This is a genomic window from Nocardioides scoriae (assembly GCF_900104965.1).
GTDB lineage: Bacteria > Actinomycetota > Actinomycetes > Propionibacteriales > Nocardioidaceae > Marmoricola > Marmoricola scoriae.
In genome coordinates this window covers 164,770-185,542 of sequence record NZ_LT629757.1, presented here as the reverse complement: position 1 = coordinate 185,542, position 20,773 = coordinate 164,770, and the positions used below count along the sequence as shown (strand labels likewise).

The window sequence follows — 20,773 nt, the reverse complement described above, 5'->3', positions numbered from 1 at the left end:
CCAAATAGTCCGTTTCAGGGGCATCATTGCCTGGTCGCGGCGACGACGTCGGACACGAGCCACCTGGAGGGACCTGACGATGAGCATCACGTGGACGAGGAGCACACCGGTCGTGGTCCTGGTGTCGGCCCTGCTGGCGGCGGGCGCGGGACCCGCGCTGGCCGAGGACCTCCCCGACCAGCCGGCGCCGCAGGCCGAGGTCGAGGCCCCCGGCGGCGTGGTCGAGCCCGACTGGGGCGACGACGACACGCGGGAGGGCACGCAGGCCTCCCACGGCGTCGGCGGCTGGAACGCTGCCCAGGACCTCGGCTCGCTGTGGTCGCTGACCCGCGGCATCGGCGCCCAGGCGGCGTGGGCGCGAGGCGCGACCGGGAAGGGCGTCACCGTGGCGCTCATCGACACCGGCGTCGTCGGCGTCCCGGGGCTGGCCCAGGACGACAAGGTCGTCGACGGCCCCGACCTGTCCTTCGAGGGCCAGGGCGAGGGGACCCGCTACCTCGACGGGTTCGGCCACGGCACCCACCTCGCCGGCATCATCGCCGGCAAGGACGACGGCTTCGACCCGAGGAGGCCGCAGCCGGGGCTGTTCGCCGGGGTCGCCCCCGACGCCGAGCTGCTCAACATGAAGGTCGCCACGGGTGACGGTGGCGCCGACGTGTCCCAGGTGATCGCGGCCATCGACTGGGTGGTGGAGCACCGCCGCGACGAGGGCATGGACGTCCGGGTGATCAACCTGTCCTACGGCACCACCTCCGAGCAGGGCTGGCAGGTCGACCCCCTGGCCCGCGCCGTCGAGAACGCCTGGGACCACGACATCCTCGTCGTCGCCTCCTCCGGCAACGACGGCCTCCAGGCGCCGAGCCTGCTGATGCCGGCCGTCGACCCGCACATCCTGGCCGTCGGCGCCACCGACCACCTCGGCACCGACTCCACCGCGGACGACGTGGTGGCCGACTTCACCAACGGCGGCGACGACGTACGCCGCTCCGACGTGCTCGCCCCGGGCAAGTCGGTGGTCTCGCTCCGCGTGCCCGGCTCCTTCGCCGACGAGGCCCACCCCGAGGGTCGCCTCGCCGGTGACGACGAGGGTCGCTTCTTCCGCGGCAGCGGCACCTCCCAGGCCGCCGCGGTCGTCTCCGGCGAGGCCGCGCTGCTCTTCAGCGCCCAGCCCCAGCTGACGGCCGCGCAGGCCAAGGCCGTGCTGCTGCAGACCGCGGTCCCGCTCGCCGGCGACGACCCGGCCCAGGGCCACGGCGTCACCGACGTCGCGGCCGCCGTGGAGATGGTGCAGTCCGGGGCCGCACTGCCCTCCTCGACCTCCTCGCAGCCGGCCTCGACCGGCCTGGGCTCCCTCGAGGCCACCCGCGGTGGCGAGCACGTCGTCGACCCCGCGACGGGCGAGCCGCTCGTCGGCGAGCGCGACGCGCAGGGCTCGCCCTGGCACCCGCTCGCGTGGGTCCAGGCGCAGGACCAGGGCGCGACCTGGGTCGACGGCACGTGGAACACCAAGACGTGGACCGGCACCACGTGGGAGCACCGACAGGTCCTTCCCGCCCCGTGGACCGGCAGCTCCTGGACCGGCGTCCCCTGGGCCGAGCACGCCTGGCCGACCGACCAGTTCCAGGCGCGCAGCTGGCGCGGCGACAGCTGGAAGGCGCGCAGCTGGCGCGGCAACAGCTGGAAGGCCCGGAGCTGGCGCGGAGCGCCGTGACCCCCTCGTGACGGCTACCTGACGACGAGCGCCCGACCCCCTCCCGGCAGCGGGGGTCGGGCGCTCGTCCGCGTCAGCGGGGTGTGGGCCCGGCTGGATCCATCAGACCGGACTCGTAGGCGACGACGACCGCCTGGACACGGGTCTCCGCTCCGAGCTTGGCCAGGATGTGCGAGACGTGGGTCTTCACGGTCGCCTCGCTGATGCGCAGCCGCAGCGCGATCCCCGCGTTGCTCTCGCCCGAGGCGAGCTCACGCAGCAGCGTCGTCTCGCGCGGTGTCAGGACGCGGAGCAGCTGGTCGCCGACGCTGGCCCGGGTCGCGAAGCTGGCCACCAGGCGCACCGTGAGGCGGGCGTCGAAGAGGGCGACACCGTCGACGGCAGCGCGCACCGCAGCGACCAGTCGCTCCTCCGGCGCGTCCTTCAACAGGTAGCCGCAGGCACCGGCCTGCACGGCGGTCCAGACGTAGCGGTCGAGGTCGAACGACGTGAGCACGACGACCGCGGGCGGCTCGGTGAGACGCCGCAAGCGGCGCGTCGCCTCGATGCCGTCGACCCGGGGCATCCGCACGTCGACCAGGGCCACGTCCGGGCGCACGGACCGCGCCACCTCCACCGCTTCCTCGCCGTCGGCTGCCTCGGCCACGACCTCGATGCCGTCGGCCGCCGCGAGGATCCCCCGCAGCCCGCGCCGCACGAGCCGGTCGTCGTCCACGACCAGCACCCGCACCGGGGTGGGCGTCGCCACCTCAGCGCCCCACCGGCAGCTGCGCGCGCACGGCGAACCCGCCGTCGTCGTCCCTGCGCACGACCAGCCGGCCGCCGACCAGCGCTGCCCGCTCGGCCATCCCCACGAGGCCCCGGCCACCTCCCGGGTCGGGCACGGCCGGACCCTCGTCACGGACCTCGACCACCAGGTCGGGGCCGGTCCAGTCGAGGACGACGTGGGCCACGCCCGAGCCGGAGTGGCGCATCACGTTGGTGAGGGCCTCCTGCACGATCCGGTAGGCGGCCAGGGAGAGCCCGTCGTTCACGGCGCGCGGGTCGCCCCGCACGCTCAGGTCGACCTGGAGCCCGGCCGAGGTGGTGCGGCCCGCGAGGTCCGCGAGGTCGTCCAGCCCCGGCAGCGGGTGGTGCCGCACCGGTGCGGGGTCGGGGCCGAGCTCCGTATCCCGCCCCTGGTCGAGCTCGAGGAGCAGCCGGACGTCGGCCAAGGCCCGGGTGCCGACCTCCTCGACGTCGCGCAGCGCCTCGAGACCCGCGGCGGGATCGACGTGGTGCTCGTGCACGCCGCCACGCGCCCGCAGCACCATCACCGAGATGGAGTGGCCGAGCACGTCGTGCAGCTCGCGTGCCAGCCTCGCCCGCTCCGCCTGGACGGCGAGGCGGGTGTTCGCCTCGGAGGTCTGCAGCACGCTCGCGGCGACCTGCTCGGACTGCCGCGAGTGCTCGATGTGCACGCGCACGGCCGCGGCGACGCCCCACGCCATGGTGGCGTAGACGGCGTTGGCGACGACCGCCCCCGTGGCCTCGAACCGCGGGTCGACGGCCCCCTGCAGCACGAGCAGCACGAGCGACCCGGTGCCGGCCAGGACCGATCCTCGCCACGACCGGGGACCGAGAGCCGCGACGTAGGTGGCCACCAGGAACACCGACACTCCCTGGGCCAGCAGCTCGACGTCGCGGACCCAGGGCGTGCCTGCCAGGAAAACCAGCTGGATCCCGAGACCCACGGCGACCGGCGCAGCGCCCCTCAGGGCCAGCGGGAGCGTGGTCAGCGCAGCCCACAGGACGAGCAGCGCGGTGGTCTCGTGGGTCGCGCCGAGCTGCGCGAACGACCCCACCGCCAGCACGATGGCCAGCAGCGCGTCGCGCACGCGTGGGTCCAGGACCGCGGCCCTCATGCCAGCGACCCTAGGCGGCGCGGGCCGTCTCGGCATCCGTCGCAGGTCGTACGCCGGGTCCTCCCGTCCCCCTCGCGAACGACCCCGGTCCACCTGCCGCCGGACGCGGCGAGTGGCGATCGTTCCTAGCGTCGGTGGTCGACCACAGCCGACCCCCTGGAGATCCGATGCACCGTCCCAGCCCCACCTCAGCCTCCGCCGACACCCCGGCCGCCGGCGACCCCGCCACCACGAGGGTCGCCCGCCGCCAGCAGTGGGCCGGCGTCCTGCTCGTCCTCGGCGGCGCCACCCTCGCCGCTGCCGCGATCGTGCAGCCCCGCGGGAGCGACGAGGAGCTCGCCGTGTCCCTGGCCGAGTCGTCCGCGGCGTGGAGCAGCTGGGGACTGCTGATCATGGCCACGGCGCTGCTGCAGCTGCCGGCCGTCGTCATGCTCCGGGCCGCGATCACCAGCGGACCCGGGGTACGCCTGGTCGCCGCGGGTGGGGGCCTCACTGCCGCGTCGCTCGTGGCGCTCTTCGCCTTCGGCCAGTCCCACGCCGAGGGCGCGACGATGGTGGGCAGCCCGCCCGTGTCGCCCGAGCTGCTCGAGGCGTTCGCCCGCACCGACAGCTCGGTCAGCCTCGGCGTGACCGCCGTGCTCGCGCTGATCGGCTTCCACCTCGGGTGGCCGCTCCTGCTCGCGGGGCTCGCGCGCGCCGGCGCCCTGCCGGCGCCACTGGCCATCGTCGGCGGCCTGGCCGTGCTGCTGTCGTTCTTCGGCGCCGCGCTCGGACCCCTGGGAGAGGTCGCGCTCTTCGTGGTGGCCGCGTCGTCGCTCGCCGCGGTCGGGCTGCACGTCCTGCGGGGCTCGCCCCCTCCGTCCTGACCGGCGGTCCCGGCGCCGTACGGCCTCGCGGCCCCTCCGCCCGCGCCCGAGAAGCGGCCGTTCCTAGACTGCAGCGGTGCCAGGACCGAGTGACGAGGGAGCGCGGGCAGCGTTCCGGCGCGGCGTACGCCTGGGCGTGCCGTTCGCGGCGGTCGGCTTCCTGCTGAGCCTGTCGTTCGCGGTCCTCGCGCGTCAGGCAGGTTTCAGCGTCGCGCAGGCCATCGCCACGTCCGTGATCGTCTTCGCCGGCTCGGCGCAGTTCGCGCTGCTGTCCGTGGTCACCGTCGGGGGCGGCATCCCCGCCGCCCTGACGGCGGCGAGCCTGATGAACGCGCGGTTCCTCGCCATGGGGGTCGCCCTGGCCCCCTCGCTGCCCGGCGGGCCGTTGAAGCGCGCGGCCCAGGGGCAGACGGTCGTCGACGCCTCGTGGGCGCTCGCCAACCGGGGTGACGGCACCTTCGACCGGTGGCTGCTGTTCGGGACGACGCTCCCCCAGTACGTCACCTGGGCGCTCGGGTCGGTCGTCGGCTCGGTCTTCGGCAGCGCCCTCGGCGACACCCACCGGCTCGGCCTCGACGCGATCTACCCGGTCTTCTTCCTCTCGCTGCTGATCGCGGAGCTGCGGGACCGCACGTCCCGCTGGGCCGCCGTGGGCGGTGGCCTCGTCGCGCTCGCCCTGGTGCCGATCAGTCCCCCGGGCATCCCCATCCTGGCCGCCAGCACCGTGGCCCTCATCGGCCTCGCCCGGAGGCCGGCGTGAGCCTGACGTACACCCAGGTCTGGGTCCTCATCCTCGGCTGCGCCGCCCTGACCGCGCTCATCAAGGCCTTCGGCCCCGTGCTCCTCGGCGGCCGGGAGATGCCGCCGTGGATCACCCGCGTCATCGTCCTGATGGCCCCCACCCTGCTGTGCGCCCTGGTCGTGACCTCGGTGTTCGCCAGTGGCCGCTCGTGGTCGGTGGGCGCCCACACCATCGGCGTCGCCGTCGCCGCGGTGATGCTGTGGCGGCGGCTGCCCCTGTTGCTGTGCGTGCTCGTGGCGGTCGTCGTCACGGCAGGGGTGCGCGCGCTCTGACGCCTCGGCCCGGTCGTGAGCCGGTCGTTGCCTCGAGACCGTGCCGAGAGCTGTCCATGCGTCGGCAGCCAGCGGGCGCCACGAACGCGGCGGAAGGACGCGCCATCGAAGGCACTGATGGCGGCAGGTGCAGACGTCCTCGGTCGCGGTGTCGTGACTGCGCGAGGCTCACGGCGTACGGGTGCCGTAGACCTTGGCGGCGCGGCGGGCGTAGATGCTGGGTGCGAGGCGCGGGACCAGCAGGCGGGGTACGAGAGGGGCGGAGGCGAGCATCGCCTTGAGAACCACGGGGTCTCCCTCGTAGGCGAACATGCCGAAGACGAGTGGCAGCGCAGGCTTGGGCGTGCTGGCAGCACCGTGCTCTCCGATGGCGTGCCACTCGGCTGCCGTCAGGTACGTCGCAGCGAGCGGGAGCAGGTTGCGCTCCTCGTCGTCCAGGTGCTCGGTGAGCAGGACTGACAGGCTCTCGAGGGCCTGGACGAGCGCGTCGCGGCTGACGGTGGAGGCGTTCTCGATCCAGGCGTGCCGTGCGACACCGACAGCGCCGAGCGCCTCGTGAAGGCCTTCGTGCTGCGCCTCGGCACGTTCGAGCAGCGGTCGCAGGTTCGCAGGGAGACGGCCGTACATCAGTGGCCAGAGCAACTCGTCCTCCCCCTCGTGATGGTGGTGCAGCAGGTCGCACACGAGCCTGAGGTGGTCCTCGACGACGCGGGCCTGGACGCGGTCGCCGTCGGCGACGCCGGCGACGGCTCCGCTCAAGAGACGGAACTCCCGCAGCATGGCGGTGTGGACGACGACCATGTCGCGTGTGTCAACCTCTGCGTGGTCGACCTCGGAGACGATCGGCGTGGTGCTGCGCGGGGCGTTCTCCTCGCCGGTCGGGCAGATCCAGCCCGGCTTGGTGTAGTCCCACCAGCAGCGCGAGGTATGGGCGTGGGTGGCGGGGTGGACGGGGGTCACGGAGTCTTCGTTCATGCCACGAGGTTCGGTCCTGGGCGGGGTGCGGGCCCATCCCAGAAATGTGGGGAATCAAGGATCGCCGTTGTCTCGGACCATCGGCGGCATGAGGATGGCGGCATGCCTGTGACTAGGTGGGTGAGCCTGGAGGACCGGCTGCGCGCGTGCCTCGATGGCGAGGCACTCGAGCTGCCGACGCTCGCCGGCGAGGTGTATGCGGCGGTCGCCCGCCACGTTCCCTACGACTTCGCGTGCCTGGCCACCACGGACCCGGCGTCCGGGGTGGTGACGTGGGCGTCCAAGACGCGAGACCTCGGCATCGGTGACGAGGAGTTCGCGGCTGCCGAGTACGGCTCGGCGACCGACATCAACAAGTTCGAGGACATCGCACGCCGCCAACCGCCGGTCGGCGCGATCCACCTCGACACCGGCGGCCACCCTGAGCTCAGCTACCGGCACCGCGAGTTCATGCAGCGACGCTTCGGGTTCACCGACGAGCTGCGCGCCGCGTTCGTGAGCCGTGGTGCCTGCTGGGGCGCACTGGGCCTGGCGCGCGCAGCCGGCGATCCGCCGTACACGCAAGACGACCTCGACCAGGTTGCCACCATCTGCGACCTGGTCGCAGGCGCGATCCAACGCAGCCTGTTCCGACACGGAACGGCCGCGGACCCGGTGCCCGTTCCTTCCGGTCCGTCTGTTCTGATCGTCGATCCCACGAACCGGCTGACCCAGGCCACCCCGGCGGCGCGAGCAGCGATCCAGGACCTCGGCGGATTCGATCACGGCTCACTGCCTGCCAGTGTGCTGGCCGTGATCGCCACCACGCGGCTGCGCGGGGAACCGTTTCAGTCGCGCACCCAGCTGGAGGACGGCCGATGGCTCACGCTGTGTGCCGCACCCCTTGCGGGGTCGACCGGCGGGTCAGCTGACATCGTCGTCACCCTCGAGCGCACACCGCGCTCCGTGCTCAGTCGCCTCGCTCTCACGGCACACGGCCTCACATCACGCGAGGAGGATGTCGCCCTGCTGGTGCTCCAAGGCGTCGACACGAGAGGCATCGCCCAGTCGCTGCACATGTCGCCGCACACCGTTCAGGACCATCTGAAGGCAATCTTCACCAAGCTCCGCGTCGGCAGTCGACGCGAGATGACCGCGCGGCTGACCCTCGACTGACACCATTGCTGCAGGAGGACACCTCGCTGAGTGGCGACGTTTCCGCGGCGGACACCTGGACGATCAGCTCGGCTCCCGAGCCGACGTCCTCCTACGGAGTCACTGTCAGGCGAGAGCGAGCTGATCGTCCGCGTGCCCGGAGCGCTGCCCCGACCGGGTCTCGAGAAGTGCGTGCGTCTGACAGGCGGTGGAATGGGCGAGGCACTGGCGCCACTACCCAAGCAACAGCGCCCCCCGCCACGTCCGCTCCTGGTGGGCCGGGAGCAGCCGGTTCTCCCGCAGAAACGCCAGCGGCTTCTCCCCCATCCACTGCATCGTGGCGCGGTAGTGCGGGTTGCCGAGGGCCGCGCGTCGGCCGACCCGCGGGTCGATGCCGACGGCGCGGTAGATCTCCGGGTTGACCAGCGAGCGGGCCACCATGAAGCAGGTCTGGGCGGTCAGCACCTGCTGCTTGAGCAGCGCGAGGCCGGAGAGGTCGGCGACCTGGCGGCGCACCTCGTCCCGGGCGAAGGTCATGTGGCGCGCCTCCTCGAGCACGTGGATCCGCGCGACCATGCGGGTCACCGGCTGCACCCGCTCGTCCTTCATCACCTCGCGCTGCCAGGTGTCGAGGATCTCCTCGGCCACCAGGATCGAGGCGTACGCCGAGGGCCCGCGCACCACCGCGTTGAAGAGCCGGCCGAGGCGGTGGACCTTCGCGGGCGGGCCGTACGCCGGCACGCCGAAGTGGGCGATCGACTTGCCGAACATCGTCGAGTGGCGGCACTCGTCGGCCACCTCGGTCAGGGCGTAGTGCATGTGCGCGGCGGTCGGGTCGTCGTCGTACGCGTCGCGCAGCATCATCTGCATGAGGATCAGCTCGAACCACAGCCCCACGCTCGCGATCGAGGCGACCTCGTGGTGGGACAGCGTGATCCGCTGCTCCTGGGTCAGGCCCTCCCACAGGTCGGTGCCGTAGAGCGACATCCGCTCCGGCTGCATCCCCCACAGGGTCGGGTCGACGGGAGCGTCCCAGTCGATGTCGACCTCGGGGTCGTAGGAGTGGCGCGCCGACGACCGGAGCAGCCGCTCGGGGACCGACGTGGGGGAAGCGGTGGTCGTCATCAGGACTCCTGACTCGCAGTAACTGTTACTTGCCGTAACAGTCAGCTACTGTGACGCGCATGACACGCCGCGTCAAGGACGTCACCGACCAGGTCAAGCAGCTCGTGTCGCCCGACGACGGGCGCTCCTCCCGCTGGGACGAGCACCGCGAGGCGCGCCGCGCCGAGCTGGTCGACGCCGCCGTCCGCGCCATCGACGAGCACGGCCCGACGGCGTCGATCGCGCAGGTCTCGGCGTCGGCGGGGGTGAGCCGCCCGGTGCTCTACCGCTACTTCACCGACAAGGACGACCTCTACCGTGCCGTCGGCGCCTGGGGCGCAGCGCAGGTGATCGAGGGCCTGATGCCGGTGCTGCTGGGCGACGCCCCGGTCCGCGAGCGCGTCGAGCGCGGCTGCGCGGTCTACCTGGATCTCATCGCCGCCCACCCGCACGTGTTCTTCCTGCTCGTCGAGCACCGCAGCGGTGACGACCCGCTCGCCGACGGCAAGGAGATGGTCGCGGCCACCATCGCCCGCACCCTGGGCGACGCGCTGCGCGACCTCGGGCTCGACGCCGCCGGAGCGGAGCCCTGGGCCCACGGGCTGGTCGGCCTCGGGCTCTCCACCGGCGAGTGGTGGCTGCGGCGCCGCACCATGAGCCGCGCGGCGGTCTCGCGCTACCTCAGCTCCTTCGTCTGGCACGCCTTCGAGGGCATCGCCGCCGAGCACGGCGTCCGCGTCGAGGGCGACGGCACGCTGCGGCTGGTGGCCGAGTGAGCACGCCCGGGTCCGTGACCCACGAGCCCCAGGAGGCGTACGACGGCCCCGCCCACGTCGGTGACCTCGAGCTGCAGGTGCGGCTGCGGGGTCACTTCGAGCCGATCGACGGCCGCTTCCACTGGTGGGGCCGGCTCGCCGCCGACGCGTCGCTCGACGACGCGGTGGCGGGCTCGACGGTCACGCTGCGGACGGCGTACGGCGAGGCGCCGGGCCGGCTCTCCGACCGCGACCCGTGGCGCCGTTTCCGGATCGCGGGGACGGGGCGGCCGCCGTTCTGAGCCGCCCCTTCGAGACACGACTCCGTCGTTCCTCAGGGGACGACAGCCCCGTTCCCTGAGGAGGGCCGCCAGGCCCGTCTCGAAGGGCCAGGCCCGTCTCGAAGGGCCAGGCCCGTCTCGAAGGGCTCAGGCGGCGATGGTCGTGCCGCAGATCCCGCACACCTCGAGCTCGCGGCGCTTCCAGCGGGCGACCGGCACGAAGAACAGCGTGAGCTGGCGGTGCTCCCGCACCCGCGCCCACGTCGTCGCGTTGTGGCAGCGGGGGCAGGTGCGCGTCGCGCCGGCGCCGAGCGGCTTCTGGCGGGTGGCGAGGCCGAAGAGGAGGAACACCGCGCCAGCGTAGGGAGCCGAGCCTGAGCCCCCCGCGCCCCGGCTCGGCTCCCCGACGTGCACCGCCTAGGCGGTGCGGAGGTGCTCGGGGTCGACCACCCGGGCGGCGACGGGGCCGGTGAGGCGCACCGCGAGGCGTACGGCGACCAGCGCAAGCCACGGCGTCACCGCCACCCCGAGCAGGGTCGTCAGCACGGCGAAGAGACCGCCGTCGAGCAGGGCGATCCCGAGCCCGCCGAGCGCCGCGCCGATCACGGCCATCGGGACCGCCACCAGGGCGCCCTCACGGACCTGGGAGGCACGGATGTCGCCGGTCGGCACGCCGAGCGCGTGCAGCGAGGCCATCGAGCGCTGCCGGTCGGTGAGCGTCTCCGCGGAGTGCACCGCCAGCGACAGGCTCACCACCACGAGCGCGCCGACCAGGCACACCGCGACCAGCACCATCGGGAACAGGTAGTAGGCCTCCGCCTGGCCCGCGTCGACCAGGCTCCCCAGCAGGCCCGCCACCGCACCGGCGGCCAGCCCGATGCCCCCGACCGCCGCCCCGGCGCGTCCCGCGGCGCGCGGGTCGGCCACCAGCCGCTGCGCGGCGAGCAGGCCCGGGACGTCGCCGACCCGTCCGGCGGCCCGCCGACCCAGGACGTACGCCGTCCACGGCGCGAGCAGCAGCAGCCCCAGCACCGCGAGCCCCAGGGCACCGAAGAGCCCGACGTCGGCGAGCGTGCGGCCGTGCGCCGAGATCGCCACGCCCATCAGCACCGCGGCCACCACCAGCACGACCAGGCCCCACGGCCGCGGCCGGCGCCGGGTGCTGCGGCGGGTGACGCCGTGGGGCGTGGTCGTGACCGTGCGGCCGGTCGCCAGGCCCATCACCAGGCCCAGCAGCGCGACGCCCAGCACGACCAGCAGCACGCCCCACCAGGGCGGGGAGACCGTGGTCGGGACCAGCCTGAGGCCGACGCCCGTCCCGGAGAAGGTGCACCCGACGTAGTCGGCCGTCTCGCGGCACTGGGGCCCGCCGGTGGGCGTCCCGCCGAGCACGACCCGCAGCAGCCACCACAGGCCGACACCCAGCACGGCCCCGGCCAGGGCGGGCAGCGCCACCTCGCCGGCGCCGAGCAGGCGCACCTCCCCCGGCGTCGCGCCGGCCAGCCGCAGCCCGGCCAGGCGACGCTCGCGGGCCGCGTTGCCCAGGCGCAGCGCCTGGTGGAGCAGCAGGAGCAGCGGCACCGTCAGGATCGCGGCCCCGAAGGCGACACCACCCCGGGTGCCGGACTCCGCGACGATGGCGAGCAGCTGCTCGTCGGCGTACTCGGGCATCAGCAGGATGCTCACCGCCACCAGCAGCAGGGCCGTCACGACGGCGGTGCACCCGGCGACCAGCACCGGACGCGTCCAGCCGCCGCGGCGGAGCAGCATCACGACCAGCGCCCTCACGGCGTCACCGCCGCTGACGGGTCGAGGGTGCCGTCACGGAGCACGACCTCGCGGTCGGCGTACGCCGCGACGCGGTTGTCGTGGGTGACCAGCACGATCGCCGCGCCGGTGTCGCGGGCGGTCGAGACGAGCACCTCCATGACCTCCTCGCCGCTGACGGTGTCGAGGGCGCCGGTGGGCTCGTCGGCGAAGACGACCGCGGGGCCGGTGACCAGCGCCCGGGCCATCGCCACCCGCTGGGACTCCCCGCCCGACAGGTCGCCGGGCAGCGCGTCGGCCAGGCCGTGGGCACCGAGCCGCTCCAGCCAGGCCAGCGCCGCGGTGCGCGCGGCCGCCCGGTCGTGGCGCTCGAGCAGCAGCGGCACCATGACGTTCTGCACGGCCGACAGCTCGGGCACGAGCTGGCCGAACTGGAGCACCAGCCCGAACTCGCGCCGCCGCAGCCGGGTCCGCTCGCCCTCCCCCAGGTCGTCGAGCCGACGGCCGTCGTAGGTCACCGACCCGGCCTCGGGGCGCAGCACTCCGGCCAGGCACAGCAGCAGCGTCGACTTGCCGCTGCCCGAGGGGCCGGTCAGCGCCAGCACCTCGCCCGCCGCGACGTCGACCGACGCCCCGCGCAGCGCCTCGGTGCGACCGAAGGACTTGTGCAGGGCATGGGCTCGCAGCAGCCCCGTCGTGGTGGTCATCGCAGTGCGGTCCTCTCCTCGGCGACCCGAGAGGCCGCGGTGTCCAGCCACCTCAGGTCGGCGTCGAGGTGGAAGATCGTGTGGTCCAGCGCGATCCGCGCCTCGACGTCGACCGCGGCACGCTGCTCGGCGACCAGGCCGCGCATCCGGTCGAGGTGCAGCGCCCGCTGGGCGGTGAGGAACGGCCGCGCGTCGCGGTGCAGGCGCAGCGCGGTGACGGTCTTGCGGACCAGCTCCTCCGCGGCGTACGGCCCCGGCGCCTCCGGCGTGGCCAGCCAGTCGAGCAGCGCCTCCTCGCCGGGACCGGCGATGGCGTAGACGGTGCGCTCCGGGCCGCCGTCGTTCTCGGTGGTCGCGACCTCGATCTGGCCGTCGCGCTCGAGGCGGGCCAGGGTCGCGTAGACCTGCCCGTAGGCCAGGGGCTTGGCCCCCGGGAGGCGCGCGTCGTGCTCGCGCTTGAGGTCGTAGCCGTGGGCCGGGCCGGCGGCCAGGATCCCGAGGAGGACGTGGGCGGTGGGCATGCCGGGACTATACACACAGAGACTACTCGAAGTGAATAGTCGCGTTCCAGCTCGGAGTTGATATCCATAGCCTTCCTATGCATACTGGTTGTCATGAGCAACCACGCGGTCGTCGAGGTCCAGGACCTCAGCAACGAGCTCGTGGTGCTGAGCGCCCGCCTGGTCCGCGTCGTGCGTCGCAACACCACCGACGTCCCGGCCGCCAGCACCCGGCTGCTCAGCCTGCTCGACGAGCTCGGCCCCAGCGCCGTGGGCGCCCTGGCCGAGGCCGACCGATGCAGCCAGCCGACCATGACCGGGCTGGTCAAGGGCCTCGTCGAGAAGGGGTGGGCCGCGCGCTCGCCCCACCCCGACGACGCGCGCTCCAGCCTGGTCGCGCTGACGCCGGCCGGCCTCGAGCAGCTCGCCCACGTCCGTGAGCGCAACGCCGCGCTCGTCGCGGAGCGGATCCGGGACGCCGACCTCTCGCCGCAGGACCTCGCCACCACCGTGGCCGTGCTGCGCGACCTCGTCGGCTAGCGCCCCACCGCTCGCACCACCCGTCCCCACCAGCCAGAGGAAGTCATGCTGAAGCAACCACGTGCCGTCTGGGCGGTCGCCTTCGCCTGTGTCATCGCCTTCATGGGCATCGGCCTGGTCGACCCGATCCTGAAGTCCATCGCCTCCCAGCTGGACGCGACGCCCAGCCAGGTGTCGCTGATGTTCACCAGCTACATGGCCATCATGGGCATCGCGATGCTCGTCACCGGCGTCGTCTCGAGCCGCATCGGCGCCAAGCGCACCCTGCTCTCCGGGCTCGTGCTCATCATCATCTTCGCCGCGCTCGCCGGGGCCTCCGACTCCGTCAGCGCGATCGTCGCCTTCCGCGCCGGCTGGGGCCTGGGCAACGCGCTGTTCGTCGCGACGGCGCTGGCCACCATCGTGATGTCGGCCAAGGGGTCGACCGGCCAGGCGATCATCCTGTTCGAGGCCGCCCTGGGCATCGGCATCGCGTCGGGCCCGCTCATCGGCGGCGTCCTGGGCGAGCAGTCGTGGCGCGCCCCGTTCTTCGGCGTCTCGGTGCTGATGGTGATCGCGCTCGTCGGCACGGCGGTCTTCCTGCCCAGCACCCCGCCGACCGGGCGTCGCACGTCGCTGGCCGACCCGTTCAAGGCGCTCACCCACAAGCCGCTGCTCGTCGTCGCGGTCACCGCGATCTTCTACAACATCGGCTTCTTCACCATCCTCGCCGCCGGCCCGTTCGCGCTGCCGGAGCTGGGGATCATCCAGATCGGCTGGGTCTACTTCGGCTGGGGCCTGCTGGTCGCCTTCGTCTCGGTGGTCGTCGCCCCGATCGTGCAGCGCGCCATCGGCACCGTGCCGGCCATCCTGGCCACCCTCGTGCTGTTCACCGCCGACCTCGCGATCATGGGCATCTTCGCCGACCACCCGACCGTGGTGATCGTCGGCATCATCGCCTCGGGCGCCTTCATCGGCTCCAACAACACCCTCATCACCGAGGCCGTCATGGGTGCGGCGCCCGTCGAGCGGCCCGTCGCGTCCGCGGCGTACAGCTTCGTGCGGTTCACCGGCGGCGCCGTCGGCCCCTACGTCGCCCTGCGCCTGTTCGGCTCCGAGGCCGCCCCGCACGTGCACGCGCCCTTCTGGTTCGGCGCGATCATGGTCGCCATCGGTGTCGCCGTCCTCGCCGCCGGCGCCCGCACCGTCGCCGCGACCACGCACCACGAGGAGACCGAGCAGCAGGAGGCCGAGGCCGTCCTGGTCGGCGACCTCGACTGACCCCCGGTCCCTGGGCCTCTCGGGGCTCCGGGACCTCGGGGCCTCGGGATCCCGGGGCCTCGGGCCTCGGGATCCCGGTAGTCCGCGACGTTCGGCACCCTCCAGCCCCCTGGAAGGCTGCCGAACGTCGCGGACTACCCGTCTCTGGTCCGAAACTGGCGCCCATCGCCCATCCGTGCTGCAATATATTGCATGCCGATCAGCGAGGTCCCCCTCCGACGCCGCCTGCTGCGCGACGACGTCCACGACCGGCTCGTCGACGCGCTGGTCAGCGGCGAGCTCGCGCCGGGCGAGCAGCTGCGCGACCAGGAGCTGGCCGAGCGCCTCGGCGTCAGCCGCACGCCGGTCCGCGAGGCCCTGCTCCGCCTCGAGCAGGTCGGGTTCGTCGAGACCAGTCCCGGGCGCTCGACCGTCGTGACGCAGCCGGAGGCCCGCGCCGTCCGCGAGGCGCAGTCCGTCGTCGCGGCCATGCACCAGCTCGCCGTCCGGGAGGCCGCTCCCCTGCTCACCGCCGACGACCTCGACGAGATGCGCGCCGCCAACCTCGACTTCGCGGCGGCCCTCGAGCGCGGCGACGTCGACGCGGCGCTGGCGGCCGACGACCTGCTCCACGGCGTGCCCGTCCGGGCCGCCGGCAACCGTGCCGTGGCGGCCGTGCTGGCCCAGCACACCCCGCTCGTGCGCCGCGCCGAGCGGCTGCGCTTCTCCTCCCTCGCCGGCCGCGGCTCGGTCGACCTGCACGACCGCCTGGTCGACCACCTGGCCCGCCGCGACGCCGAGGCCGCCGCCGCGGTCGAGCTCGCCACCTGGCAGACGCTGAGCCACCTCGTCGACCTCGAGCCCGACACCACCCCGGCCTGAGCCGGGCCCGCCCGGCCGCGATCCACCCACGCCCACCCGCCACCCGTCACCCCGTCCCAGGAGATCCCGATGAAGCTGCACGAGTTCCCCCGCTACCCGCTGACCTTCGGCCCCAGCCCGGTGCACCCGCTGGAGCGGCTGACCGCCCACCTCGGCGGCGCCTCGATCTGGGCCAAGCGCGAGGACGTCAGCTCGGGGCTGGCCTTCGGCGGCAACAAGACCCGCAAGCTGGAGTACATCGTCCCCGACGTGCTGGCCTCCGGCGCGGACACGCTGGTCTCGATCGGCGGCTACCAGTCCAACCACACCCGCCAGGTCGCCGCGGTCGCCGCCAGGCTCGGCCTCGGCTGCCGGCTGGTCCAGGAGAAGTGGGTCGACTGGGACGACCCCGTCAACGCGTCCGTCGGCAACATCCTGCTCTCGCGGATCATGGGGGCCGACGTCCGACTCGACGACAGCGGCTTCGACATCGGCATCCGGCAGTCGTGGGAGGACGCGCTGCGGGAGGTCGAGGAGGCCGGCGGCACGCCGTACGCCATCCCGGCCGGCGCCTCGGAGCACCGCCTCGGCGGCCTCGGGTTCGCCAACTGGGCCTTCGAGGTGGCCGAGCAGGAGCAGCAGCTCGACGTCTTCTTCGACACCATCGTGGTCTGCACCGTCACCGGCTCGACCCACGCCGGCATGATCGCCGGCTTCGCGGCCCTCGAGGACCTCACCGGCCGCACGCGCCGCGTGATCGGCATCGACGCCTCCGCGACCCTGGACAAGACCCGCGCCCAGGTCGCCCGGATCGCCCGCCACACCGCCGAGCTGATCGAGCTCGGCCGCGACCTGCGCGACGACGAGATCACCGTGCTGGAGGGCTGGGCCGGCGACCTGTACGGCATCCCCGTCGAGTCCACCGTCGACGCCATCCGCCTCAGCGGCCGGCTCGAGGGCATGATCATCGACCCGGTCTACGAGGGGAAGTCGATGGCCGGCCTCGTCGACCTCGTCACCTCCGGCGACATCTCCCCCGACTCGACGGTCCTCTACGCCCACCTCGGGGGCCAACCGGCGCTGAACGCGTACTCCGGGGTGTTCGCGTAGGGCAGTGCAGCGGGGTGCGGGGCGTCATGCGAGGTGGTCGTCCGAGCACCCCCGCCACCGGGACGTCATGCGGGGTGGTCGTCCTGGCGACCGGTGCGCATGACCTCCCGCCGAGCGTCGTACGAGGTGGCTGCCCCGGCGACCGGTGCGCATGACGCATCCCGACGCTGGGTGACCACATCGCATGACGCATCCCCGCGCTGGGTGACCACACCGCGCGACGCACCCCGGCACCCCACGGACGCAGCCCCGCGCGACCCGCCCTCAGCGCACCCGCACCACGTTGGTGCCGGCCGCCTTGTCGTGCAGCGCCTGGCCGCGGGGGTCCCACAGTGGCCAGAGGCCGTCGAGGAGCGGCAGGAGGCCGGCGACGGAGCCCAGGAACGGGACGGCGGTGAGGGCCTGCGGGCCGAGCTGGACGCCGAGCCGCTTGGCGATCGTCGACCACCCGAGCCGGCCGGGGGCCTCGCGCAGCCGGACCCGCATCCCGAGGAGCAGCTTGCCGGGGGTCGCGCCGCGCCAGCGCAGGAACGACGCGTGGTAGACGATCGCCACCGCCAGGGTGACCAGGGCGATGCCCGCGAGGGGGCCGGCGAGGTCGGCGTACATCTCGAAGCCGTTGGGCTGCCGGACCGGCGCACCGCTCTCGGCGGCCTCGAACGAGGCCCGGAACGTCTCGGCGTAGTAGGCGAGCACCTGCCGCACGAACGGGAACGCCAGGGCGTACCCCACCAGCCCCGTGACCAGCCCGTCGAGGACCAGCGCCGCGAGGCGACGGCCCCACCCGGCGAGCTCCTCGCCGTCGGGGGTGCGCTTCACGCCGTCCGGCCCGGCCGAGCCGTACGCCGCGCCACCTCCCGGTGCGAGGTGCCCGGTCCACTGCCGGCCGTCCCACCACCGCAGGGTGGAGGTGCCGCCGGAGCGGGGGTCGGGGTCGGGGTACCAGCCGGGCGCGGTCTCGCTCACGGGGCCAGGGTGGCAGCACCGTCGTGCCGACGCGGGCGTTTCCCCGGAGACCGCGACCGCCGGCCCACCAGCACCGGGACGCCAGCACCGGCACCCGGGCACCGCCCCGCGGCGTACCGCCCTCCGGTGCGGTGGCGTCGACCCCGGGCACGGCGTGTCGCGGTCGTCCAGGAGCAACAGCTCCGCGTCACGTGCGGTCCCGGCTCGCCCACTCCCGGATCTTCTCGATCCGGGCGCCGAGCTGCTCGACGGTGGCAGCGGCGGCGGGTGGGCCGCCGCACTGCTTGCGCAGCGTCGAGTGGGTGATGCCGTGGGCCTGGCCGGTGCGGTGGAACCACGCGGAGACCAGGCCGTTGAGCTCGCGGCGCATCACGGTCAGCTGCTCGTGGGTGGAGATCTCGGCGGCCGGTCGGGGGGCGGGCTCGGACGTGCCCGGGGCGGACCCCGCACCCCCCGAGGGCGTACGCCGCCGCGCCCGCTCGCTCTGCCGGTGGCGGAGCAGGTCGCGCACCTGGTCGGCCTCGAGCAGCCCGGGGATGCCGAGGAAGTCCATCTCCTCCTCGGAGCCGACGTGCACCTCGCCCTCGTGGCCGAACTCGCCGCCGTCGTAGAGCACCCGGTCGAAGCGGGCCTCGGAGCCCATCGCGGTGAAGACGCCGAGCTCCTCGGCGCTGGCCGACTCGCTCTCGTTGGCGCGCGCGAGGAGCTCGTCCTCGGCGGCGAAGATGTCGTCCTCGTCGGTGATCTTCTTGCCGAGCACGTGGTCGCGCTCCACCTCCATGGCCGAGGCGTGGCCGAGCAGCAGCGGCACCGACGGCAGGAAGATCGAGGCGGTCTCGCCGCGCTTGCGGGCGCGCACGAAGCGGCCCACCGCCTGGGCGAAGAACAGCGGCGTGGAGGTGGTGGTGGCGTAGACGCCGACGGCCAGCCGCGGCACGTCGACGCCCTCGGAGACCATCCGGACCGCGACCATCCAGCGCGAGCCGTCCTCGGTGAAGGCGGCGATCTTCTTCGACCCGGCCTTCTCGTCGGAGAGCACGACGGTCGGTTTCTCGCCCGTGATCTCGGTCAGCAGCCGCGCGTAGGCGCGGGCCGCGGTCTGGTCGGTGGCGATCACGAGCCCGCCCGCGTCGGGCACGTGGCGCCGGACCTCGGAGAGCCGGCGGTCGGCGGCCTGCAGCACCGCGGGCATCCAGGAGCCGCCCGGGTCGAGCGCGGTGCGCAGCGCCTGGGCCGTCAGGTCCTTGGTCAGCGGCTCCCCCAACCGGGCCGCGACCTCGTCGCCCGCCCGGGTGCGCCACTGCATCGCGCCGCTGTAGGCCATGAAGAGCACCGGGCGCACGACGTGGTCGGCCAGCGCGCGGGCGTAGCCGTAGGTGTAGTCGGCCACCGAGCGCGGGATGCCGTCCTCGTCGGGGGCGTAGCTCACGAACGGGATCGGGTTGATGTCGGAGCGGAACGGCGTGCCGGTCAGCGCCAGCCGTCGCCGGGCCGGCTCGAAGGCCTCCCGGACGGCCTCGCCCCACGACATGGCGTCGCCGGCGTGGTGGACCTCGTCGAGGATGACCAGGGTGTTGAAGCGCTCGGTGCGGATCCGGTGGGCCAACGGGTTGGCCGCGACGCCGGCGTACGTCAGCGCGACGCCCACGAAGTCGCCGCTGCTGCGCGACTTGGCCGAGTAGTGGGGGTCGAGCGGGATGCCGACCCGGGCGGCGGCCTCGGCCCACTGGGTCTTGAGGTGCTCGGTCGGCGCCACCACGATCACCCGCTCGACGACGCGGCGCTCGAGCAGCTGGTTGGCCACCGTCAGCGCGAAGGTCGTCTTGCCGGCGCCGGGGGTCGCCACGGCGAGGAAGTCGCGGGGGCTGCGCTCGGCGTAGGTCTGCAGGGCAGCGGTCTGCCACGCGCGCAGGCTGGGAGCCGTGCCCCAGGCCGCGCGACCGGGGTACGCCGGCGACAGGTCGATCTGGGCCGGGAGGGACGCGTCGGTCAAGGGGCCACGTAGCGGTACTCGAGGAACGCGGCGTCCATGCGCGCCACCTGTCCCGGGGTGAACTGGTCCATGCAGGAGTCGTAGGAGTAGTCCATGAAGTTGGTGACGGGGTCGAGGCCCCTGGCCTTGCAGGTGTCGCGGCCGATCTCGCACTCGTAGCTGGGCTCGGCCTCGGCCGGGGTGTCGGAGACCAGGTCACCGCCCTTGCAGCCGCCCTGGAAGGGGTGCAGCAGGCCCAGCCAGTGGCCGACCTCGTGGATGACGGTGTCACCGAGGTTGTAGCCGTCGGCCCGCCCGCCGGGGAGCGAGTCGACGTTGATGGTGACGCCGTCCTGCGCCGGGCGGGCGGCGTACTGCCAGGGGAAGCGGGCCCAGCCGAGCAGCTGCTGGCCCGGCCGGCCGCCGCCGGTGAAGTAGAGGTTGAGCGAGGCCGAGCGACCGCGGTGCAGCGCCCGGCGCATCCGCTCGTCGCGCAGGCTGCCCGGCGCCGCGTGGAACCACGCGTCGGAGCGGCGGGTGTTGCTCGAGGCCAGCGTGAAGGCGTAGCGGGTGCTCGAGCCGTCGGCGCTCTGGGCGCCGGCGTAGCCCTCGTTGAGCGTGGCCACGACCTGGGCCACCCGGGCGGCGCTGAGCGCCGTGCGCTCGCCGCGGTGGGTGCCGGTGATGACGTGGGCGTGGACCGGGATGGTCACCACGTCGGGCAGCACCGGCTCCACCTCGGCCCGCAGCACGCGGCGCGACGTCTCGACCGGCCGCAGCGCGGCCAGGTCGGCGGCGCCCACGACCGGCGTGTCGGACCCGCGCGAGCGCCAGGACGGGACCCGGGACGACGCGGTGGCGGCGGTCGCGGGGCCCGCGCAGGGCACGGCGGTGACCGGGGCCGCGGCCTGGCTCGGGGCCGCCAGCAGCGGCACCGCCAGCACGGCCCCCAGCGCGAGGGGCAGCAGTCGGGTCAGCACGAGGCTCACTCGCCTCCGCCGGCGCGGTCCCCGTTGCCGGCTCCGTCGCCGTCCCCGCCACCGCTCATGGTCTCCCAGATCTCCTTGCAGGAGGGGCAGACGGGGAAGCGCTGCGGGTCGCGGCTGGGCACCCACACCTTGCCGCACAGGGCGATGACCGGGGTGCCGTTGACCATGGCCTCCATGAGCTTGTCCTTCGGCACGTAGTGCGAGAACCGCTCGTGGTCGCCGTTGTCGGTCGGCTGCGTGCGCTCCTCGACGATGGTGTCCTCGAGGACACCGGTGCCGAAGCCGGTCTGGTGGGGAGTGCTCACCGAGGCATTCTAC

At 73.8% G+C, this 20,773-nt stretch carries 23 protein-coding genes; 11 read left to right on the top strand and 12 right to left on the bottom strand.

The genetic code is table 11. The features are described 5' to 3' along the window. Positions 1-79 precede the first annotated feature (79 nt). Complete coding sequence (locus tag BLU55_RS00845) at positions 80-1,711, top strand: S8 family serine peptidase (RefSeq protein ID WP_157682654.1); 1,632 nt, start codon at positions 80-82, stop codon at positions 1,709-1,711. Between the two features lie 73 nt (positions 1,712-1,784). On the opposite strand, the gene BLU55_RS00840 is transcribed toward BLU55_RS00845, so the two are convergent. Beyond that, a complete protein-coding gene (locus tag BLU55_RS00840; RefSeq protein ID WP_091725154.1) occupies positions 1,785-2,459 on the bottom strand; it encodes a response regulator in 675 nt (224 codons plus the stop codon). A gap of 1 nt (position 2,460) precedes the next feature. Continuing rightward, positions 2,461-3,615, bottom strand: a complete 1,155-nt coding sequence (locus tag BLU55_RS00835; protein ID WP_157682653.1) for a sensor histidine kinase — start codon at positions 3,613-3,615, stop codon at positions 2,461-2,463. Between the two features lie 167 nt (positions 3,616-3,782). On the opposite strand from BLU55_RS00835, the gene BLU55_RS00830 reads away from it, so the two are divergent. The 3 genes from BLU55_RS00830 to BLU55_RS00820 all read left to right on the top strand — a co-directional run bounded on the left by BLU55_RS00830 (position 3,783) and on the right by BLU55_RS00820 (position 5,555). After that, complete coding sequence (locus BLU55_RS00830) at positions 3,783-4,481, top strand: hypothetical protein (protein WP_091725151.1); 699 nt, start codon at positions 3,783-3,785, stop codon at positions 4,479-4,481. A 76-nt stretch (positions 4,482-4,557) separates the two neighbouring features. Continuing rightward, complete coding sequence (locus BLU55_RS00825; protein ID WP_091725149.1) at positions 4,558-5,241, top strand: AzlC family ABC transporter permease; 684 nt, start codon at positions 4,558-4,560, stop codon at positions 5,239-5,241. Continuing rightward, positions 5,238-5,555 (top strand): AzlD domain-containing protein, encoded by a 318-nt coding sequence (locus tag BLU55_RS00820; RefSeq protein ID WP_231916988.1) that lies wholly within the window; start codon positions 5,238-5,240, stop codon positions 5,553-5,555. Before BLU55_RS00825 ends, BLU55_RS00820 begins: the two co-directional genes overlap by 4 nt. A 168-nt stretch (positions 5,556-5,723) precedes the next feature. Here the strand turns inward: BLU55_RS00820 and BLU55_RS00815 are convergent, their stop codons facing one another. Beyond that, a complete protein-coding gene (locus tag BLU55_RS00815; RefSeq protein WP_091725147.1) occupies positions 5,724-6,530 on the bottom strand; it encodes a hemerythrin domain-containing protein in 807 nt (268 codons plus the stop codon). A gap of 120 nt (positions 6,531-6,650) precedes the next feature. On the opposite strand from BLU55_RS00815, the gene BLU55_RS00810 reads away from it, so the two are divergent. Continuing rightward, the gene (locus BLU55_RS00810; protein ID WP_197681050.1) at positions 6,651-7,685 is read left to right on the top strand and encodes a response regulator transcription factor; all 1,035 of its coding nucleotides are present in this window, start codon (positions 6,651-6,653) and stop codon (positions 7,683-7,685) included. Between the two features lie 213 nt (positions 7,686-7,898). Here the strand turns inward: BLU55_RS00810 and BLU55_RS00805 are convergent, their stop codons facing one another. Further along, positions 7,899-8,789 (bottom strand): AurF N-oxygenase family protein, encoded by an 891-nt coding sequence (locus BLU55_RS00805; RefSeq protein ID WP_091725144.1) that lies wholly within the window; start codon positions 8,787-8,789, stop codon positions 7,899-7,901. A 59-nt stretch (positions 8,790-8,848) separates the two neighbouring features. Here BLU55_RS00805 and BLU55_RS00800 point away from each other — a divergent pair, with 59 nt between their 5' ends. Next, positions 8,849-9,544: a TetR/AcrR family transcriptional regulator gene (locus BLU55_RS00800; protein WP_091725142.1), complete on the top strand. Its 696-nt coding sequence runs from the start codon at positions 8,849-8,851 to the stop codon at positions 9,542-9,544. Positions 9,545-9,558: 14 nt separating this feature from the next. Continuing rightward, the gene (locus BLU55_RS00795; RefSeq protein WP_091733231.1) at positions 9,559-9,825 is read left to right on the top strand and encodes a DUF4873 domain-containing protein; all 267 of its coding nucleotides are present in this window, start codon (positions 9,559-9,561) and stop codon (positions 9,823-9,825) included. Between the two features lie 126 nt (positions 9,826-9,951). Here the strand turns inward: BLU55_RS00795 and BLU55_RS00790 are convergent, their stop codons facing one another. The 4 genes from BLU55_RS00790 to BLU55_RS00775 all read right to left on the bottom strand — a co-directional run bounded on the left by BLU55_RS00790 (position 9,952) and on the right by BLU55_RS00775 (position 12,799). Continuing rightward, positions 9,952-10,155, bottom strand: a complete 204-nt coding sequence (locus BLU55_RS00790; protein WP_091725141.1) for a zinc-ribbon domain-containing protein — start codon at positions 10,153-10,155, stop codon at positions 9,952-9,954. A gap of 66 nt (positions 10,156-10,221) precedes the next feature. After that, complete coding sequence (locus BLU55_RS00785; RefSeq protein WP_091725140.1) at positions 10,222-11,592, bottom strand: FtsX-like permease family protein; 1,371 nt, start codon at positions 11,590-11,592, stop codon at positions 10,222-10,224. Continuing rightward, complete coding sequence (locus BLU55_RS00780) at positions 11,589-12,278, bottom strand: ABC transporter ATP-binding protein (RefSeq protein WP_091725138.1); 690 nt, start codon at positions 12,276-12,278, stop codon at positions 11,589-11,591. The genes BLU55_RS00785 and BLU55_RS00780 overlap by 4 nt, the downstream gene beginning before the upstream one ends. Next, positions 12,275-12,799, bottom strand: coding sequence for a PadR family transcriptional regulator (locus BLU55_RS00775; RefSeq protein WP_091725137.1), 525 nt, complete (start codon positions 12,797-12,799; stop codon positions 12,275-12,277). Before BLU55_RS00775 ends, BLU55_RS00780 begins: the two co-directional genes overlap by 4 nt. A 93-nt stretch (positions 12,800-12,892) precedes the next feature. On the opposite strand from BLU55_RS00775, the gene BLU55_RS00770 reads away from it, so the two are divergent. The 4 genes from BLU55_RS00770 to BLU55_RS00755 all read left to right on the top strand — a co-directional run bounded on the left by BLU55_RS00770 (position 12,893) and on the right by BLU55_RS00755 (position 16,528). Next, positions 12,893-13,318: a MarR family winged helix-turn-helix transcriptional regulator gene (locus BLU55_RS00770; protein WP_091725135.1), complete on the top strand. Its 426-nt coding sequence runs from the start codon at positions 12,893-12,895 to the stop codon at positions 13,316-13,318. A gap of 45 nt (positions 13,319-13,363) precedes the next feature. Further along, positions 13,364-14,578: an MFS transporter gene (locus BLU55_RS00765; RefSeq protein WP_091725134.1), complete on the top strand. Its 1,215-nt coding sequence runs from the start codon at positions 13,364-13,366 to the stop codon at positions 14,576-14,578. A gap of 192 nt (positions 14,579-14,770) precedes the next feature. Next, positions 14,771-15,439 (top strand): GntR family transcriptional regulator, encoded by a 669-nt coding sequence (locus BLU55_RS00760; protein WP_091725132.1) that lies wholly within the window; start codon positions 14,771-14,773, stop codon positions 15,437-15,439. A gap of 69 nt (positions 15,440-15,508) precedes the next feature. Beyond that, positions 15,509-16,528, top strand: coding sequence for a 1-aminocyclopropane-1-carboxylate deaminase (locus BLU55_RS00755; RefSeq protein WP_091725131.1), 1,020 nt, complete (start codon positions 15,509-15,511; stop codon positions 16,526-16,528). 264 nt (positions 16,529-16,792) lie between these two features. Here BLU55_RS00755 and BLU55_RS00750 read toward each other — a convergent pair whose 3' ends face one another. From BLU55_RS00750 to BLU55_RS00735, 4 genes are all read right to left on the bottom strand, one after another. Continuing rightward, positions 16,793-17,494: an RDD family protein gene (locus BLU55_RS00750; protein WP_157682652.1), complete on the bottom strand. Its 702-nt coding sequence runs from the start codon at positions 17,492-17,494 to the stop codon at positions 16,793-16,795. A 187-nt stretch (positions 17,495-17,681) separates the two neighbouring features. Next, positions 17,682-19,487 carry a DEAD/DEAH box helicase gene (locus BLU55_RS00745; protein WP_172833837.1) on the bottom strand — a complete coding sequence of 602 codons (1,806 nt, stop codon included), beginning with the start codon at positions 19,485-19,487 and terminating at the stop codon, positions 17,682-17,684. Next, entirely contained in the window at positions 19,484-20,455 is a 972-nt protein-coding gene (locus BLU55_RS19810; protein ID WP_091725127.1) for a zinc metalloprotease, read from the bottom strand. Before BLU55_RS19810 ends, BLU55_RS00745 begins: the two co-directional genes overlap by 4 nt. Continuing rightward, positions 20,452-20,760: a DUF3039 domain-containing protein gene (locus BLU55_RS00735; RefSeq protein WP_091725126.1), complete on the bottom strand. Its 309-nt coding sequence runs from the start codon at positions 20,758-20,760 to the stop codon at positions 20,452-20,454. Before BLU55_RS00735 ends, BLU55_RS19810 begins: the two co-directional genes overlap by 4 nt. Positions 20,761-20,773 lie beyond the last annotated feature (13 nt).